The sequence below is a fragment of the Affinundibacterium seohonense genome, assembly GCF_014284305.1.
GTDB lineage: Bacteria > Pseudomonadota > Gammaproteobacteria > Burkholderiales > Burkholderiaceae_D > Undibacterium > Undibacterium seohonense.
On the sequence record NZ_JACOFW010000072.1, the window covers coordinates 1 to 894 of the forward strand.

An 894-nucleotide genomic window follows, 5' to 3' on the forward strand; every position below is an offset into this window, starting at 1 on the left:
TCATCGACAATGACAAGCCAACGATCACCACAGTCGAGCCAGGTACCCCAGGCATCGGCGATGACAATGTGGTCGAAGGTAACAACCTGATTTACACGGTCAGTTTGTCAGCGGCGACATCGAATGTCTCCACCTACGCTTATAGCTTAGGCGGTGGTACAGCCACTGCCGGTGCTGATTACAACACCACACCAACGTTCAGTAATGGCGTGACCTTAGTTGGCGGCAATTTGATTGTGCCAAGTGGCGTGACCAGCTTCACGGTCACCGTTGCCACGATCAATGATGTCGTCGTCGATTCCGCCTCGCCAGAAACGCTGCCATTGGTTGTTGGTGGCGTGACAGGTAACGGCGGCATCATCGACAATGATCAACCAACGATCACCACAGTTGAACCAGGCGCACCAGGAACAGGCGACAACAATGTCGTCGAAGGCACGAACTTGGTCTACACCGTCTCCTTGTCGAGCCCAACAACCATCGCCTCGACTTATGCGTATGCGTTGGGTGGTGGAACAGCGACATCGGGCAGTGATTACAACGCCACCCCGACGTTCAGTAATGGTGTGACCTTGGTCGGTGGCAATTTGATCGTCCCAGCAGGTGTTACCAACTTTACGGTAACGGTGGCAACGATCGACGATGCCAGCTTAGAGGCAGTGACACCAGAGACCTTACCATTGGTCATCGCTGGCGTGACGGGCGCTGGCGGCATCATCGACAATGACAAGCCAACGATCACCACAGTCGAGCCAGGTACCCCAGGCATCGGCGATGACAATGTGGTCGAAGGTAACAACCTGATTTACACGGTCAGTTTGTCAGCGGCGACATCGAATGTCTCCACCTACGCTTACAGCTTAGGCGGTGGTACAGCGACAGCCGGTAGTGATT

1 pseudogene is annotated in these 894 nt (G+C 54.6%); it reads left to right on the forward strand.

What is annotated here, in order from left to right:
* Nucleotides 1-894: pseudogene (locus tag H8K52_RS20595) on the forward strand (Calx-beta domain-containing protein); the annotation flags it as partial.